General features: G+C 72.3%; 9 protein-coding genes and 4 tRNA genes. 8 read left to right on the forward strand and 5 right to left on the reverse strand.

The window, feature by feature from the left end; genetic code table 11:
• The first annotated feature begins 4 nt into the window (after nt 1-4).
• From cbiE to G4Z16_RS29160, 4 genes are all read left to right on the forward strand, one after another.
• The gene (gene cbiE, locus G4Z16_RS29145) at nt 5-1,312 is read left to right on the forward strand and encodes a precorrin-6y C5,15-methyltransferase (decarboxylating) subunit CbiE (protein WP_197353568.1); all 1,308 of its coding nucleotides are present in this window, start codon (nt 5-7) and stop codon (nt 1,310-1,312) included.
• A gap of 256 nt (nt 1,313-1,568) precedes the next feature.
• Nucleotides 1,569-5,831 (forward strand): nicotinate-nucleotide--dimethylbenzimidazole phosphoribosyltransferase, encoded by a 4,263-nt coding sequence (cobT, locus tag G4Z16_RS29150; protein ID WP_197353569.1) that lies wholly within the window; start codon nt 1,569-1,571, stop codon nt 5,829-5,831.
• 317 nt (nt 5,832-6,148) lie between these two features.
• Nucleotides 6,149-7,522: a uroporphyrinogen-III C-methyltransferase gene (gene cobA, locus G4Z16_RS29155; protein WP_197353570.1), complete on the forward strand. Its 1,374-nt coding sequence runs from the start codon at nt 6,149-6,151 to the stop codon at nt 7,520-7,522.
• 13 nt (nt 7,523-7,535) lie between these two features.
• Nucleotides 7,536-8,342, forward strand: coding sequence for a TrmH family RNA methyltransferase (locus G4Z16_RS29160; RefSeq protein WP_197353571.1), 807 nt, complete (start codon nt 7,536-7,538; stop codon nt 8,340-8,342).
• A gap of 97 nt (nt 8,343-8,439) precedes the next feature.
• On the opposite strand, the gene G4Z16_RS32815 is transcribed toward G4Z16_RS29160, so the two are convergent.
• The gene (locus G4Z16_RS32815; protein WP_246531128.1) at nt 8,440-10,071 is read right to left on the reverse strand and encodes a serine/threonine-protein kinase; all 1,632 of its coding nucleotides are present in this window, start codon (nt 10,069-10,071) and stop codon (nt 8,440-8,442) included.
• A gap of 748 nt (nt 10,072-10,819) precedes the next feature.
• Here G4Z16_RS32815 and G4Z16_RS29170 point away from each other — a divergent pair.
• From G4Z16_RS29170 to G4Z16_RS29180, 3 genes are all read left to right on the forward strand, one after another.
• On the forward strand, nt 10,820-11,029 hold the full coding sequence (locus G4Z16_RS29170) for a hypothetical protein (RefSeq protein WP_028435861.1): 210 nt from the start codon (nt 10,820-10,822) through the stop codon (nt 11,027-11,029).
• A gap of 240 nt (nt 11,030-11,269) precedes the next feature.
• Nucleotides 11,270-12,322 (forward strand): phosphotransferase family protein, encoded by a 1,053-nt coding sequence (locus G4Z16_RS29175; RefSeq protein WP_246531129.1) that lies wholly within the window; start codon nt 11,270-11,272, stop codon nt 12,320-12,322.
• Nucleotides 12,323-12,361: 39 nt separating this feature from the next.
• Nucleotides 12,362-12,667: a TFIIB-type zinc ribbon-containing protein gene (locus tag G4Z16_RS29180; protein WP_197353572.1), complete on the forward strand. Its 306-nt coding sequence runs from the start codon at nt 12,362-12,364 to the stop codon at nt 12,665-12,667.
• Between the two features lie 93 nt (nt 12,668-12,760).
• On the opposite strand, the gene G4Z16_RS29185 is transcribed toward G4Z16_RS29180, so the two are convergent.
• Nucleotides 12,761-12,832, reverse strand: a tRNA-Val gene (locus G4Z16_RS29185).
• Nucleotides 12,833-13,450: 618 nt separating this feature from the next.
• Between G4Z16_RS29185 and G4Z16_RS29190 the strand changes: the two genes are divergently transcribed.
• Nucleotides 13,451-14,470 (forward strand): DUF4331 family protein, encoded by a 1,020-nt coding sequence (locus tag G4Z16_RS29190; RefSeq protein WP_197353573.1) that lies wholly within the window; start codon nt 13,451-13,453, stop codon nt 14,468-14,470.
• 255 nt (nt 14,471-14,725) lie between these two features.
• Here the strand turns inward: G4Z16_RS29190 and G4Z16_RS29195 are convergent.
• From G4Z16_RS29195 to G4Z16_RS29205, 3 genes are all read right to left on the reverse strand, one after another.
• Nucleotides 14,726-14,797, reverse strand: a tRNA-Val gene (locus G4Z16_RS29195).
• Nucleotide 14,798: 1 nt separating this feature from the next.
• A tRNA-Cys gene (locus G4Z16_RS29200) sits at nt 14,799-14,872 on the reverse strand.
• Between the two features lie 30 nt (nt 14,873-14,902).
• A tRNA-Gly gene (locus tag G4Z16_RS29205) sits at nt 14,903-14,975 on the reverse strand.
• Between the last annotated feature and the right edge of the window lie 164 nt (nt 14,976-15,139).

Raw genomic sequence — 15,139 nt, forward strand, 5'->3', positions numbered from 1 at the left:
ACCGATGGCCGACCGCGTCACCGTGATCGGGTGGGACGGTTCGCCCTTGTCAGGCGCCGCCCGCTCAGCCCTCGGTGCCGCCACGCTCGTCGCCGGAGCCGCACACCATCTGCAACTGCCCGAAGTGCCGTCCCGCGCCGAGCAGGTCAGGCTCGGCAGCGTGTCGCTCGCGGCGGAGCGCATCGCCCGCCACCGCGGCACCGCAGTCGTCTTCGCGGACGGCGACCCGGGCTTCTTCGGCGTCGTACGGACGTTGCGCGCGCCCGAGCACGGCCTCGAGGTCGAGGTCGTCCCGGCGGTCTCCTCGATGGCAGCCGCCTTCGCCCGTGCCGGGATGCCCTGGGACGACGCGCAGTTGGTGGTCGCCAACTCCCGCACGCTGCGCCACGCGGTGAACGTCTGCCGCGCCCACACCAAGGTCGGCGTGCTCACGTCGCCGGGCGCCGGTCCGGCCGAACTGGCGCTGCTGCTCGGTCCGGTGCACCGCACATTCGTCATCTGCGAGGCGCTGGGCACGTCGCATGAGGAAGTCACCGTCCTCACCTCCGACAAGGTCGCCGACCACTCCTGGCGGGATCCGAACGTCGTGATCGTGGCGGGCGGTTCGTCGGGTCCGGCACCGCATCGCGGTCCGGCGGGCGCCGCGACCGGTACGGGCCCGGGCCCCGGAGCCGCACAAGGCGGTCACGGCGGGGCATGGCTCGCCGCCCACGGCCCGGACTACCCGCCCGCCGTGCGCGGCTGGGCACTCCCGCTGTCGCACTACGCGGACGGCGAGGCGGCCGGAGGCGAAGCAGGCCCGGCGGCACCCGCGCGTGCGAGCGAGTCGCAGCAGCTGCGCGCCGGGCAGCTCGCCCGCCTCGGCCCCCGCATCGGCGACCTCGTGTGGGACATCGGCACGGGCAGGGGAGCGCTCGCCATCGAGGCGGCTCGCTTCGGCGCCGCCGTCATCGCCGTCGACCGGAATCTGGATGCCTGCGCCGCTGTCGCGGCCGCCGCCCGGCGTTTCGGCGTACAGGTGGACACCGTGCACGGCACGGCACCGCAAGTCCTTGAGGATCTGCCGGAACCGGACGTGGTGCGCGTGGGCGGGGGAGGCGTCCCCACCGTCACTGCTGTCGTCGACAGACGGCCGGGTCGCATCGTCACCCACGCCGCGACGCGGGACGAGGCGGAGGCGATCGGAAGGGCGCTCAAGGACGGTGGTTACACCGTGGAGTGCGCCTTGCTCCAGTCCGTGGAACTGGACACCGCGCAGTGGGTGGAAAGTGAACGTGCTGTCGTTTTCCTGCTTTCCGGTGTCCGGATCTGAATCTCTGTGGCCAGTGGGTGACGAAGCACGACGAAGTGCTGTTTCTCACCCCTCCGTGGACGGAGGCCGGCTCCGCCCCGGGTAGGCTGACCGATCGATGTGCCGCCATGCGGTGTTGACGGTTCGTCCGTCAATGTCCGGATGGCGCGTGGCTGGAGAACGTGCCGCACCGTGTGCACGCTCGTTCTTCATCTGCGGGGCCCCGCGGCTGTTCGCAGGGCTGGAAGAAGCACTACCGATGGGGCGAGGGGTACGCATGACTGACACCGGCCGGATCCCGGGTGAGGGGCAGCCGGAGAATTCAGGCGGGCAACCGGACGGCCAGCAGCCGGAGTTTGCGGTGAACGGCTACCCCTACGCGGCCCATGGTGACGCCCTCGGTGACGCGCATGCTCCCGGAGTCGCCTCCATGGACCCGGAGTTGCTCCTGCCGGGATCGCATGGTGCGTGGAACGATCCGCACGCGGCCGCGGCTGCTCAGGCCCATACGCAGGTCGCCGCCCAGCAGGACGTGTACGCGGGACAGGGCGCTTACGCCCAGCATGACCCGTACGCCCCTCACGATCCGTACACGCAGCATGATCCGTACGCGCAGCAGAACGCCTATGCGGAGATGGACCTGTACGGCGGTCAGGTGCAGCAGCAACAGGCCATGCCGCAGGGGCAGTTCGCTCCGCCGCAGGAGCCCGTCCACGTGCCGGGACCGCATGAGACGGACGGACGTGACTCCGGCGCCATCGACTGCGGCGCCGTGCGTGCCGCGAACCCCGAAGCCCAGGAGACCCCCGCCAAGGGCACCCGGCGCGCCCAGACTCCTCCCCGCCGGCCGCTCCACCTCGGCCCGCCCGTGCCCGAACAGTCCGGAGCGGTACGTCCGCTCTCCGACCGCGGACTCGGCAGCCGGGCCGGCGGCGCGTCGCAGAAGGGGACCTCCGGCCCTGGCGCGTCCGCGGAGGCCTCGCCGCAACCGCAACCCCAGCCGCAGCCGGAACCGCACACGACGCAGGCACAGCCGGAACCGCAGGCCCAGCCGGAACCGCAGCCGACGCAGGCCCAGCCTCAGCCTCAGGCCGAACCCACCCCGCAACAGGGCGAGTTCGCTCCTCAATACGACACCGCGTCGCCTCAGTACGACACCGTGGCGCCTCAGGACGCGAGCGCGACGTCCAGCGGTCTCGAGTACCTGGACTTCACCGAGGCGAACGCCGACTCGCTGCCAGGTCCCCAACTCGGGGCGCTCCCGCCGGAGAACGAGACGTGGGCGGTAGCACCCGGGCAGCAGCAGCCCGGTGCCGGGGAGATGCCCGCCCAGGCACAGGACGACGCGGCGCAGGCGGGTCACCAACCGGCCGCCGTCCCCGAGGAGAAGGCCCTCCAGCCGGGCGCCATCCCCGGGCAGGCCGCACCGCCCGCAGAGTCGATTCCGTCCACCACATCTGCGATCCCCCGGACGCCGTCCATCGTTCCGGAGGCGCAGACTCCTGCCCCCGAGGCGCAGACCCCTGTTCCGGACGCGCCAACTGCCGTTCCGGAGGCGCAGACTCCTGCCCCGGATGCGCAGACCCCTGTTCCGGATGCGCCAACTGCCGTTCCGGAGGCGCAGACCTCTGCCCCGGATGCGCCGTCCATCGTTCCGGAGGCGCAGGCCCCTGCCCCGGAGGCGCCAACTGCCCTTCCGGAGGCACCGGCCGTCGTTCCCGAGGGCACCGAACCGCAGCCGGAGGGTTCCCCGGCGCCCGGTACGGATCAGGGCTCGGTAGCCGCAGCACCTGAGGGACAGACGCCCGCGCCACGGCCCGGCGGCGGCCGGAAGCGGAAGCACCGCCGTGCCAAGAGTGCGAGCACCAACGAGACCACGGGCACCGGCAACACCTGGGTCTCGTCGCCGGGTTCGACGGCCGTGGAGGCCATCGAGCCCCTGCAGCAGGGCACGGTCACGGCTGTCGAGACCGACGGGGCCGTCGCGCCAGCCCCGGAGAGTGCGTCGGACACACAGGCCGCCGGCCCTTCGTCGGACGGAGCGAAGATCCCCGCCCAGCACACGGGGGAGCCCGTCACCGCTGAAACCCTGCCCGCACAGGACGCGGTGCAGGACGGATCCGCCAACGGCGAGCCGGCGGGCGCGGTCCCCGGTATCCCCGCGCAGCAGGCCCGGCACGCGGACTCCCCGGCGGGACGGGACCAGCAGGACCAGCAGGACAACCTGGGAGAGCAGGGCCAGGAGGCCGCCGGTAGCGGTGAGGGCGGCGCAGCAACCGGTCCGCGGCCGGAGCAGCCGGAGGCCAGTGCCACCGTCCCGAGACAGGGCCAGCACAGCGGACAGCCGGAAGCGGAGGCCGAGGCGGGTCCGCAGTCCGACGCAGCACACGACGCCGGGCCGCAGCCCGCCGCAGCACAGGACGCCCAGGCCACGCCTGTTCCCGCTTCTGAGCCCGAGCCGGAGCCGGCTTCCGCGACCCAGGCCGTCACGGCGGCGAAGGAGGACGGGAGCGCGGACTCCGCTACAGTGCCCCAACCCGCCGCGGACGCAAAGGAAGAGGGCCCGCCGGCGGCCGCAGCCGCCCCCGAGGCAGGCGAGACCCCAGGAGGAGCCGTGGACACACCGGAGCCGTCCCCTGTGGCGGACGTCCAGGCATCCGCCCCCGGGTCCGAGCAGGAGGCCGAAGCAAAGACCGGCGAGCAGGCCGAGGCTGAGGCAGGCACAGAGGCCGCTGCCGGGTCCGGGACGCAGCCGGAGCCCGCACAGGAAGCAGAGGCCCCGGCCGAGTCTCCCGAACCGGCCGGTTCCCCGGCCCCGGGATACGCCGACGAGGAGCGCGAGGCCGTACACCGTCTGATGCGCGAGCGCCGCGACATCCGCAACGGCTTCCGCCCCGACCCCATCCCGCACGAGGTGCTGCTCCGTGTGCTCGAGGCGGCCCACACCGCACCGAGCGTCGGACACTCCCAGCCGTGGGACTTCGTCGTCATCCGCTCCGAGGAGACCCGGCGTGCCATGCACGAGCTGGCCGAGCGCCAGCGCGATGCCTACGCCGAGTCCCTGCCGAAGGGCCGCGCGAAGCAGTTCAAGGAACTGAAGATCGAGGCGATCCTCGACACCCCCGTCAACATCGTCGTCACGGCCGACCCGACCCGCGGCGGCCGCCACACGCTCGGCCGCCACACCCAGCCGCAGATGGCGCCCTACTCCTCTGCGCTCGCCGTGGAGAACCTGTGGCTGGCGGCCCGCGCCGAGGGACTGGGTGTCGGCTGGGTCAGCTTCTTCGACGAGCGCGAGATGGTCCGCGCGCTGGAGCTGCCTGAGCACCTGGAGGTCGTGGCCTACCTGTGCGTCGGCTACGTCGATGAGTTCCCGCCCGAGCCGGAGCTGGCGCAGGCGGGCTGGTCCAAGCGCCGTCCGCTGTCCTGGGTGGTGCACGAGGAGTCGTACGGGCGTCGCGTCCTGCCCGGCGCCGAACCTCAGGACTTGCTCTCCGACACGGTCGCCGCCATCCGCCCGCTGGACGCCAAGGCGCTCGGCGAGGCGTGGGAGCGGCAGAAGCGGATGACGAAGCCGGCCGGTGCCCTGGGCATGCTGGAGATCATCTCCGCGCAGCTGTGCGGGCTCTCCCGCAAGTGCCCTCCACCGCTGCCGGAGCCGGCCGCCGTCGCCATCTTCGCGGGCGACCACGGTGTGCACGCCCAGGGCGTCACCCCGTGGCCGCAGGAGGTGACGGGCCAGATGGTCGCCAACTTCCTTGGTGGCGGCGCGGTGTGCAACGCCTTCGCCAATCAGGTCGGGGCCGAGGTCTGTGTCGTCGACGTGGGCGTGGCGAGCGAACTCCCGTCCACGCCAGGGCTGTTGCCCCGCAAGGTCCGTGCCGGCACGGCCGACATGACGCAGGGCCCGGCGATGACCCGGGAGGAGGCGCTGCGGGCCGTCGAGGTGGGCATCGAGACCGCGCGCGACCTGGTCGCCGCCGGCAACAAGGCGCTGCTCACAGGCGAGATGGGCATCGCCAACACGACCGCGTCCGCCGTCCTCATCGCCGCGTGCACCGGCACCGACCCCTCCGAGGTCACCGGGCGTGGCACTGGCATCAACGACGAGACGCACGCCCGCAAGGTCGAGGTCGTACGCCGCGCACTCGAGGTCCACCAGCCCGACCCCGAGGATCCTCTCGGGATGCTGGCCGCCGTCGGCGGCCTCGAACACGCCGCGCTGGTCGGGCTCATCCTCGGCGGTGCCTCCCTGCGTACCCCCGTGATCCTCGACGGGGTCAGCGCGGGTGCCGCCGCCCTCGTCGCGCGCTGCGTCGCCCCCGAGGCGTTGGCCGCGTGCATCGCGGGGCACCGCAGCTCCGAACCCGGGCACGTCGCGGCGCTCACCAAGCTCGGGCTGCGCCCGCTGGTCGACCTGGATCTGCGGCTCGGTGAGGGCACAGGTGCGCTGCTGTCGCTGCCCATGGTGCAGAGCGCCGCGCGTGCCATGCACGAGGTCGCGACGTTCGACTCCGCCGGAGTGACCGGGAAGGGCTGACCGCGCCGTGCCCGCGGCGCCACGCACACGCGGAACCGCATGTCCGTGGCGGCGTCGTGCATCCCTGCGCATGCATGGCTGCGCATGCATGGCTGGGCATGCATGGCTGGGCGGGCACGGCTGTACAGGCCCGCTGTACGCCGCCGCCCACCGCCCGCGCCCTCCGGTGGTGATCGTCCCGCAGTGATCCGCGGAACAGCGGCCGCACGCCGCGAGCCATAGGCTGTACGCGAGTCCGTACGGGGACGCCCCCACGCACCTCATCTGCCGCTCCAGCGCCGTAGCGGCCCGTTCCGGAAGCAAGGAGCCGCACCCGCATGCCCGAGTCCGAGTCCGTCACCGGGACCGGTCATCAGCCCGATGCCCGGACCGACCACCCCGCCTATCCCGTGGGTCTCCGCCTCGCAGGGCGCCGGGTCGTGGTCGTCGGCGGCGGAAGCGTCGCCCAGCGGCGGCTTCCCGCACTGCTGGCCGCGGGCGCTGACGTGGTGCTGATCTCGCCCTCCGTGACCCCGTCCGTCGAAGCCATGGCCGACGCGGGTGAACTGACCTGGCAGCGCCGCTCGTACACCGACGGCGACCTGGACGGTGCCTGGTACGTGCTGATCGCCACCGACGACCCGGCGACCAACTCGGCCGCCTCCGCCGAAGCGGAGTCCCGCCGGGTGTGGTGCGTGCGCAGTGACGACGCCTCGGCAGCGACCGCGTGGACCCCGGCCACGGGCCAGAGCGAAGGCGTCACCGTCGCCGTCCTCACCGGACGCGACCCGCGCCGCTCGGCAGCCGTTCGCGACGCCGTCGTCGAAGGGCTGCACACCGGCACCCTCGGCGCGCCCCGGCACCGCGGCCGCAGCGGGGGAGTGGCCCTCGTCGGCGGCGGTCCCGGCGACCCGGAGCTGATCACGGTGCGCGGCCGCCGGCTGCTCGCGGAGGCCGACGTGGTCGTCGCCGACCGGCTCGGGCCACGCGATCTGCTGGCCGAACTGCCCCCGCACGTCGAGGTGATCGACGCCGCGAAGATCCCCTACGGGCGCGCGATGGCGCAGGAGGCCATCAACGACGCCCTCATCGAGCACGCCAAGGCAGGGAGATCCGTCGTACGCCTCAAGGGCGGCGACCCGTTCGTCTTCGGCCGCGGCATGGAGGAGGCGGAACAGCTCGCGGAGGCAGGCGTCCCCGTCACCGTCGTGCCCGGAATCACCAGCGCGGTGAGCGTCCCCGCCTCCGTCGGCATCCCCGTCACGCACCGCGGCGTCGCGCACGAGTTCACGGTGGTCAGCGGCCACGTCGCCCCCGACGACCCGCGGTCGCTCGTCGACTGGCCCGCGCTGGCGAGGCTGCGTGGCACGCTCGTGCTGATGATGGCCGTGGAGCGGATCGGCGCCATCGCCGAGACCCTGATGCAGCACGGCAGGGACGCTGACACGCCCGTCGCCGTCATCCAGGAGGGGACGACCGCGACCGAACGCCGTGTGGACGCCACCCTGGCGACCGTCGCCGAGCGCGCCGCCGCGGAGCAGGTGCGTCCGCCGGCCGTCATCGTCGTCGGGGACGTCGTATCCGTCGGCGCCGCCGTCTCGCGCGCAGCGTCGGCCGGGAACCCACCGGGCACAGGAACGGACGACGACGCCACCGGCAGCGACGGCCGAACGGCCTCCGGACCCGGCGCGGACTCAGGGACCGGAAGCTGAACCGGGGCCGACCGTGGCTGAAATCATCCCCGTCGACGATCCGGACGACCCCAGGCTGACCGACTTCACCGGGCTCACCGACGTCGAGCTCCGCCGCAGGCGAGAGCCCGCGGAGGGCTTGTTCATCGCGGAGGGCGAGAAGGTCATCCGCCGTGCCGCGGAGGCCGGTTACCCGATGCGCTCGATGCTTCTCTCCGAGAAGTGGGTCCCCGTCATGCGGGACGTCATCGACCAGGCGCGGGCACCCGCGTACGTCGTGAGTCCCGAGCTGGCCGAGCGCGTCACCGGATACCACGTCCACCGCGGCGCGCTCGCCTCCATGGGACGCACGCCGCTGCCCGCGCCCGAGGCGCTGCTGGCGTCGGCGCGGCGCGTGGTGATCATGGAGGCGGTCAACGACCACACCAACATCGGCGCGATATTCCGCAGCGCCGCGGCGCTCGGCATGGACGGTGTGCTGCTCTCACCGTCCTGCGCCGACCCGCTCTACCGGCGCTCCGTGAAGGTGTCGATGGGCGCCGTCTTCTCCGTCCCGTACGCGCGGCTCGCCGCGTGGCCGCACGGCCTCGCCTCCGTCCGCGAGGCCGGGTTCCGGCTGCTGGCGCTCACGCCCGAGGCCGGGGCCGTGCCGCTCGACGATGCCGGCGCGCACCGGCTGCCGCGAGTGGCGCTGCTGCTGGGAGCGGAGGGGGACGGGCTGTCCGAGCGCGCGATGCGGGTCGCCGACGAACGCGTCCGCATCCCGATGGCGCACGGTGTGGATTCGCTCAACGTCGGTGCCGCCGCGGCCGTGGCCTTCTACGCCGTGACGAGGACCTGAACCGGCCGGACGGAGAGGGCGAGCCCGACGGGCAGCCGGTCCTGACGGAACGGAAGCAGTGCGTCGGGGACGCTGCAGGCCCCGACTGCCGCCCGGATCAATGCAGTTCGCGTGCCGCCCGCGCCCCGTCCGAGCCCTGAACCTCGTGCGCCGGGGCGACCGACGCCGGACGCTCGGTCCCCTGCTGTTTGCCGAGGCCGCGCGCCGGCCCCTGGCAGCCCTGCGCCGCAGCGATCCCCAGCGCCACGAGCAGGGTCACCGTCACGAACACGATGAGCCGCTGCCGCAGCAGCCTGCGGTCCGCCACGCGCCGCGCCGGGCCCTGCCCCTGGTCGCGGCCTTCCGTGCCCGGCCGCCGCGCCTGACCGGTGCGACCGGCACCGGAGTTGCCGCCCGCACGCGTGGAGGTCCGCGAAGAGGGACGGCTCCCGGTCCTGGACGCCGCGGAACGCTCGCCGGTGCGGGGCGTCGAGGCGCGCGGCGAGCCCACATGGCCCCCGGCACCGGACGATGAGCCGTCAGAGGTGCCGTGGTCACGCTGGTGCTCGCGGTGCCGGTCCTTGCGGGTGCCGTCGGCACGCTGCCGCCGGCGCTCCTCGGACCGCCGGAGGCGGGGACGGTCGCCCGGCGGCCTCGACCGGGGAACCATTCCGCCCCGGGCGCCGGACCCGGCCGAACCGCCTGACGAGCCCGGCCTGTTGGCGTTCGTGTTGACGCCTGTGGCCCTGGCGGCCGGGGGCCGCGTGCCGGCGCCCTGCCCGCCGCCGGAGCCCGCCCCGCTGCCGGCGGCGCCCCTGCCGCCCGGCCGGTCGGAGCCGTACGAGCCGTGGGAGCCGGTCGAGGCGCCGCCCCTGCCCGCCGTGTCCGTACCCGTACCTGCCGCACCGCCCGTCTGTTCCGACAGGCCGCGCGCCTCACGTGCCGCGATCTCCTTGAGCCGGAGGGAGAGCTGAAGGGGACTGGGGCGCTCCTCCGGCGACTTCACCAGACAGGCGTGGATGAGGGGAGCGAGAGCCGCGTGGACACTCTCCAGCTGCGGCTCCTCGTGGACCACGCGGTAGAGCATCACCTCGGAACTGCCCTGCCCGAAGGGGGAGTCGGCGGTCGCCGCGTACGCCAGCGTGGCCCCCAGCGCGAACACGTCGGTCGCGGGGGTCACCAGTGCGCCCCGCACCTGCTCGGGCGCCAGGAAGCCGGGGGAGCCGACGGCCGTGCCCACATGCGTCAGCGTGCTCGCACCCGTCGCCCATGCGATGCCGAAGTCGATGATGCGGGGGCCCTTGGGGGAGAGCAGGATGTTCGACGGCTTGAGGTCACGGTGCACGACGCCCGCCTCGTGCACGGCGACCAGCCCCTCCGCCAACGACGCCCCGATGGAGGCGACTTGGCTCGCGGGAAGGGGACCGGCCTCGGTGACCTTGTCGTGCAGCGACGGACCCGGCACGTACTGCGTGGCGAACCAGGGCCTGTCCGCCTCCAGGTCGGCGGCCACCAGACGGGCGGTGCAGCCTCCGCGGATCCGCCGTGCGGCGGACACCTCGCGGGCGAAGCGCGAGCGGAACTCCTTGTCCTCCGCGAGATCCGGACGGATCACCTTCAGTGCGACCCGCTGCCCCCGGCGGTCGGAGCCGAGGTAGACGACGCCCATCCCGCCGGCCCCCAGCCGCCTGTGAAGCCTGAACGAGCCGACGACTCGCGGATCCTCGCGTCGGAGCCGCATCATCGCCATGTGTTCCCCTGCCTGCGGTGGTGAGGTCTGCCTGCCCCAGCGGGGATACCCCGACCGGTACGGGTGGACCCCCTGGTCTTTTCCTAGCGCGTCCGTCTGACGAGGCACAGCTTACGGACTGCTGCCACGCGGCGACGACAGGCCGCGCACGCGGCGCTTCACCTGTTGCCCGGGCGGGAAACCCGCCGTCCGAGCGGCTCAACTGGCGTGCACCGTCCGGACGGAGCCTCCACGACACGGCCCAACGTCCTCTTCTCGCAAGCGACTTGACGGCCCGGGAGTCACCTGGCGAGCAGACGTCTGAATGTCACGGGTGCCATCCCCGGACGGGTGTACTGGAGGGCCGGAGACGGGACTTGACGAGGTGACGGTGCGGCAGCCGGTGCACCGATGGTGAGCGATGTCACCTGTTCACACGACCGGGTTCCCGCGCCGACGCAAGCGCCGTGCCACACCCCTTCCCACCGGCGCGTGCCCTGCGGCGGAGCATGCCGGCGCGGCTCCGGCGGCCTTGCTGCGCCGCTGCGCGGGTACCCCTCCGGGAAGACCCCCGGACAGGGGGCGTCCGCCTCCACCCTGGGGAGTATCCGGCGGGCCCCGCCGTCATCCTGGGGGAGGCCCCGCAGTCGATACGCGGGCATGACGCTTCGCAGGTGCCCCCGCGCCTAATCTTTCTGCAAGCGGCGGGCGAAGCACTCGTCCCCCGAGGTCAGTCGCCCGCCGCCCCAGGAGGAGACGGGAGCGGACCATGGCGCACACGGCAGAGCGCGCGGCACGCAGAGCGCGGGGACGGTTGGCGGCCATCGCCGACATCGGCACCCGTGGGAGCGGCCGGCGCCACCCGCTGGTGGCGGCCGCGATGGTCCTGCCCCTGGCCATCGTTCTGGCCATCGCCTTCGGTGCGGTGGAAGCGGTGGTCACACAGGCGTCGTCCGTGGCCGGAATGCTGGGGCACTGATCCGTGCTCCAGGCTCGGGAGAGCGGCCCGAGTCGGGGATAACCCGGCGATCAGCCCCGTGGGGACGGGGGTGCGACGGACGGCATTGAGGTCCGGGCAGCTGGGGAGCTGCCCGGACCTCACGTTTGTGCGGGCGCGTCCGCGCGTACGATCCCACGAAGGGTGGCCGCCGCGATCCGTACGAGCGACGGACCCGGCCCCGTTCCCCGATTCCGAACCGCTTCCGTCGCTGGGGGGACAGTGCCGACGACACTCTCGCTCACGGAGCGGCTGCGCGAACTCGCACGGGACGCGGCCGCGTCGCGCGACCGGTCCGCCGTCCCGGCTCAGGCCACGGCGGCCCTGCTCGCCGACCGTCCGGACGGCACGGTCGTCGGATGGGGCGACGTCGTCGCCAAGGCACACCCGGCCGCGTCGGAAGCCGGCGTGCGGGAACTGACCGTGCGCCTGAGCGTCGCCGCGCACCCCCGCCTCACGGGCATCATGCTGGCGCCGCTCGCTCCCGGCGGCAGCCCGGCGGAACCCACCACGGAGACACGTCCGCTGCTCCTGGACGGGGAGCGTCCCGTGACCGTCTGGCCCCGCGGCGAGCCCGTGGATCCGGATGCACCCGACGCCGCCCCCTGGGAGGCGGCGGGCACGCTCCTCGCCCGCCTGCACTCCGTCCCCGCGGACGCGCTGGCCGCACAACTCCCGGGCCCGCTGCCGGCGATGAGAGGCCCGGCGAAGGCGGCACGAGCGGTCGAGCGGATGCGGACCGCGCTCGGCGACGGCACCGCCGCTCCCGCACTCACCGCTGCGGCCGTCGCCGCCGAGGCCGCCTGGGCGACGCTGCCCGCCTGGTGCAGGGACGAGGAGCCGCAGGAGCCGTCAACTGCGGGCACTCTCTGCCACGGTGACTTCCACCTGGGTCAGTTGATCAGGCACCCGGCCGGCGGCGGGCCGTGGCAGCTCATCGACGTCGACGATCTGGGCCTCGGCGATCCGGCGTGGGACCTCGCCAGGCCCGCCGCCTGGTTCGCCACGGGGCTGCTGCCCGCGGCGTCCTGGAGCACGTTCCTGCACGCCTACCAGGCCGAATCCGGCACGGAAGCGGTGGACCCCTGGCCCCGCCTCGATGCGCCGGCGCGGGCCCTGACCGTTCAGACGGCCGCGATCGCCGTGGCCAAGGCGCATGCTGCCCGGCGCCCACTGGACGAGGCCGAGGAGGAGTGCGCCGCGGCCTGCGACCGCATCGCCGCGGCCGCATCCGGACAACCCGGCGACCCGGGCTTTAGTCTTGATTCGCAGTAGCCGAGCGGTGATCACACCGACGTGGAGAGGAAGTTGACCATGCAGTGTCCCAAGTGCGGTGCGCCGATGCAGACGTTCAATCGCAACGGAGTCCAGATCGAGCAGTGCGGCGGCTGCCGGGGAATCTTCCTCGACTACGGCGAACTCGAGGCGCTCACACGCCTTGAGGGTCAGTGGTCGCAGCCCTCGGGCCCGCCTCCGGCAGCCCCGTACGGCCAGCAGGGCCACGCCCCGCAGGCATACCCCGCCGCGCCCGCCTGGGGCGGCTCGCACCACGGGCACCACGGGCATCACGGCCATCACGGGCACAAGCGCGGCTTCGGCCACATGCTCTTCTCGTCATGAGCCCAGCCCCGGCGTGGGGTTGATCCGGGCACAAGGCCCGTCGCGTGAGACACAGAAATGCCCCGGCCGCCATCGGCCGGGGCACTCTCACTGTGCGCGGTACTGGGATTGAACCAGTGACCTCTTCCGTGTCAGGGAAGCGCTCTCCCGCTGAGCTAACCGCGCGGGCTGTTGCGTCAGAGATATTGTCACGCTCTGACCTGCAAGACAAATCCGCTGGAGTGCGTGGGCGTCCGGGGCTGTTCCGTCCCCCGGCGCGAGGTACGGCCTGCGAGCGGAACGCGTCCGTGAGCTCGGACCGGAGCCGATGCAGGGCGAACTCGACGTGGCCCTCGACGAGTTCGAGGCATGAGACCCCGGGGACTCGCGCGGACACGGCCGGGGATGAGCCCGGTGATCGTCGCCTACGACTGCTCGATGAGCGAAGGCATCATGAGGCTGGAGCGGGCATCGCGGCCCCGCGCCCGCCCCGCTGTCTCCAGCGGCGCCGCCACGAGCCCCAGTGGCTTGCGCCCTCGTGCATCGTCTCCACCCGTCCGGGACTTCTCCGTTCGTCGCGGTTGACCGCCCTGCCGCGCCGCGGGACACCAGCGGCCGGGACCGTCGGAATGCGGGCGGCTGAGCTGTTCGAGGGTTGTTTGAAAGCGGCAACCTTTCTATCCGATGCCGGGCCGGTGTGGCGGGCTAGCGTCTGAATTTCCAGGGTGCAGGGGCCTTTGTGAATTGCGGAGTGGCCGTTTCGTGCGCTCTGGCGTTCATGGAGCAATCGATGAAGGGCCCGACATGTCCAACCACTTCACCGGCCTCAGCCTTGGATCACCACTGGGCGACCAGCGGCTCGACCTGTGCGACCTGTACGCCTTCCAGGCACCCGGCGATTCCAGCAGGACCGTTCTCATCCTCAACGCCAATCCCAACGCCGATGCTCTTCACCCCGATGCCGTGTACCGGCTGAACATCGACAACGACGGCGACTATCTGACCGACGTCGCCTTCAGCTGGGTCTTCAGCCCGGCAGCATCCGACGGCTCCCAGACCTACAGCGTCTTCATGGCGACCGGCACGGAATCCCGCAGGCCCGAGGCGGTGGGAACCAAGATCGTGTCGGAGTCCGCCGTCTCCTTCGGCCCACATGCCAATGTGGTCAGCAACGGCGACTACAAGGTGGCCGCCGGCAGCCGCAGTGACGCCTTCTTCTTCGACTTCGACGGCATCACGAATCTGTTCGACACCAGCGGCAAGCGGAATTTCACGGCACCCCATCTCGACGGGAAGTCACCGTGGACCGGCGTCGACTCCAACACCACGGCCAACGTCTTCTCCATGGCCATCGAACTGCCGACCTCGGAGCTGGCCCCCGACCCCGAGCTGCGCATCTGGGGTCGCTGCAGCGTTCTTCGCGACGGCGAACTCATCCATGCGGACCGGGCAGGGCACCCCTCGGTCAGCAGTTTCTTCAACACGGACGACACCAAAGAGGAGTACAACGCCAGCGAGCCGGTCAACGACCGGGAGAGGTGGACGGACCAGTTCGTGCATCTGCTGGGCCACACCGGCGACTACTCGCGTGAGGAGTCGATCAGGGCACTCGACGAGGAGGGCATCCTGCCGGACGTGCTCCACTTCGACCCCGCCAAGCCTGCCGTCTACCCCAACGGCCGGATGTTCACGGAAGACGTCATCGACATCCGCGTCGCGTTCCTCACCAAGAACGAGGCCCCTCCCACCGGCCTGAGCCCGCACACCGACATCCTGGACCGGTTCCCGTACCTCGGCGATCCGCACCCGGCAGCCGCCTCCTGAGAATCCGGGCCGAAACATCCGGGCCTTCGGCGACCGCGCCACAGGGGCGAGGTCCGCTACGGGCGCGAGCAGGTGTCAGCGGAACGTGAACTCCTCGTTCCTCGGCCACATCGCGCCGCGAAGCACCCGAAGTACGGCCACTCCGGCCCGAGTTCGCTCGCCAGGACCCCAAGTCCACCCCGCAGTCGCGCGGTTGGGGATCCTCACGAAATGCCAGAGGCCGTCCCCTCGTCGGGGGACGGCCTCTGATCTGCGTGGACGATACTGGGATTGAACCAGTGACCTCTTCCGTGTCAGGGAAGCGCTCTCCCGCTGAGCTAATCGTCCTTGGAGGTGGAGACGGGATTTGAACCCGTGTAGACGGCTTTGCAGGCCGTTGCCTCGCCTCTCGGCCACTCCACCGAGGTGGGAGTTGCACGAACTCCCACGCAGAGCGGACGACGAGATTCGAACTCGCGACCCTCACCTTGGCAAGGTGATGCTCTACCAACTGAGCCACGTCCGCAGGTGTTGCCGTCCGGGTCGGCTTACGCGTTCCCGGCGACGGGTTGAACTCTAGCTGATATCCCTGCCAGCTCAAATTCTGTTTGCCCTGCGTGACCGTCCGGCCGGCTCCGCCGAGCAGCGCCGCACCCCGTCCTCGAGCCTCGCCGGGGCCGCTCAGAGGTG

It is taken from the genome of Streptomyces bathyalis, from assembly GCF_015910445.1.
GTDB classification, from domain to species: domain Bacteria; phylum Actinomycetota; class Actinomycetes; order Streptomycetales; family Streptomycetaceae; genus Streptomyces; species Streptomyces bathyalis.

Bases quoted from the DNA above. Each gene is read 5' to 3' on its own strand.
- cobA (WP_197353570.1), top strand. From the start codon at position 6,149: ATGCCCGAGTCCGAGTCCGTCACCGGGACCGGTCATCAGCCCGATGCC.
- cbiE (WP_197353568.1), top strand. From the start codon at position 5: ATGGCCGACCGCGTCACCGTGATCGGGTGGGACGGTTCGCCCTTGTCA.
- G4Z16_RS32815 (WP_246531128.1), bottom strand. From the start codon at position 10,071: ATGGCGATGATGCGGCTCCGACGCGAGGATCCGCGAGTCGTCGGCTCG.
- G4Z16_RS29180 (WP_197353572.1), top strand. From the start codon at position 12,362: ATGCAGTGTCCCAAGTGCGGTGCGCCGATGCAGACGTTCAATCGCAAC.
- G4Z16_RS29170 (WP_028435861.1), top strand. From the start codon at position 10,820: ATGGCGCACACGGCAGAGCGCGCGGCACGCAGAGCGCGGGGACGGTTG.
- G4Z16_RS29190 (WP_197353573.1), top strand. From the start codon at position 13,451: ATGTCCAACCACTTCACCGGCCTCAGCCTTGGATCACCACTGGGCGAC.
- cobT (WP_197353569.1), top strand. From the start codon at position 1,569: ATGACTGACACCGGCCGGATCCCGGGTGAGGGGCAGCCGGAGAATTCA.